At 33.1% G+C, this 1,667-nt stretch carries 2 protein-coding genes; both read left to right on the top strand.

The features are described 5' to 3' along the window. Positions 1–246 precede the first annotated feature (246 nt). Positions 247–1,394 (top strand): IS3 family transposase gene (locus tag FYJ33_RS15940; RefSeq protein WP_154532941.1). Its coding sequence is split into 2 segments (ribosomal slippage): positions 247–487 and positions 487–1,394, totalling 1,149 coding nucleotides; the frame shifts between segments, so codons are not numbered across the junction. A gap of 53 nt (positions 1,395–1,447) precedes the next feature. Next, positions 1,448–1,667 (top strand): M14 family zinc carboxypeptidase (locus FYJ33_RS16580; RefSeq protein WP_328598724.1); only part of this gene is annotated, 220 nt, incomplete at its 3' end.

Below are 1,667 nucleotides of genomic sequence, written 5' to 3'. Positions count from 1 at the left end.
GATTCTGTGTTATGATTTGGGTAATTCATAGTGATTATCCTCCTTGTTATTTTGGTTTCGCAACTTAATTATAACACGGGTAATCACTATGGATTTTTTATTGGTTCAATTTCATTATACAATTAGTCAAATGTTTTTATTTTATTATATTTTGAAGTTTTTCTTAAAAGATATGTTGTGATAAAGTAAAGTTGTAACATGAGTACCTAATAAATTATAATTTTATTATGAAAAGGGGAATGGATTATGGTACAACATTTTGAGGAAGAAGCAAAAAGAAAAATAGTAGCTCTTCATGTTGAAGGGAGAACAATTAAAAGTTTAGCTGATGAATATAAAGTATCAAAGGCTAGTATTTCAAATTGGGTTAAACAATACCGCAGCGAATGCCAGACAAACCAGGATTTAAAAAGCGAATATGATTACCTTGCCGAGAATAGGAAACTTAAGAAACAGCTTCAGGAAATCCAGAAAGAAAATGACTTCTTAAAAAAAGCAGCGGCATTCTTTGCGAAGGAAATCGATTGATGGTTTATCGATTTATTGACGATAATAAACAGCTCTTCGGCGTACGATGGCTGCTTAGAAGATTTAATATCTATCCTAATGCCTACTATAACTACAAAAAGGCAAGGAAACAAGCTTATACCAATCAAAAAAGGTCTATATATTCTGCAATAGAAGAAATCTATCAAAAAAATAATGGTGTATTAGGCTATAAAAATATGAAAATATTCTTAGAACGTAAGCATATATATTTAAGCTGTCAGACTGTCCACAAATACATGAATACTGACTTGAAGCTATATTCTATAGTTCGTAGAAAGAAGCCCTCTTACAGACATGGAAAAGCTTACAAGAAGTTTCCTAATCTCTTAAATCAAGATTTTACAGCAGGCAAAATCAATGAAAAATGGTGCACTGATTTTACTTATATTACACTTACCAACGGTCAAAAAAGATATAACTGCTCAATCATAGATCTTCATGACAGGTCCGTTGTTGCCTCACTTAATGGCAAAGAAATCACATCTGATTTAGCCATAAGAACAGTGAAAAAGGCTTTCGCCGCGCAGCATGTTACTAAACATAGTGGTATATTGCTTCATAGTGATCAAGGAACTCAATTCACGTCAAAGGAGTTCGTTACTTTTTGTAAAGGTAACGGTATAAAGCAAAGCATGAGTAAGGCTGGTTATCCATATGATAATGCACCTATGGAACGGTATTTTAACACACTTAAAAATGAACTTATAAATCTAAAATATTATCATAATGATAAAGAGCTTAATTCAGATATTGATAATTTTGCATACGTCTGGTACAACCACTTACGTCCACACTCATTTAATAATGGTCTGACACCATTCGAAGCAAGATATAAAAAAAATTAGGTCAAAGTGTTACAAAAACACTTGACCACAACAATCATTGGCCAGCAGACGGTATTGAATTAACCAAAATAGGAAATAAGGTCATAGAATACTTCCAGAATCATTCTACAAATAACTGGACTATATATGTAATACCAGCAGCTAACCCAGATGGATTATCAGAAGGTATCTCTAACAACGGGGCAGGAAGATGTTCAGTAGTTGGAGGAGTTGACTGTAATAGAGACTTCCCAATAGGCTTTACTCCATATGGAACATCAAGAAATTGGACAG

Origin of the sequence: Inconstantimicrobium porci (assembly GCF_009696465.1) — a bacterium.
Taxonomy (GTDB): domain Bacteria; phylum Bacillota; class Clostridia; order Clostridiales; family Clostridiaceae; genus Inconstantimicrobium; species Inconstantimicrobium porci.
This window is presented reverse-complemented; position numbering and strand designations above follow the sequence as displayed.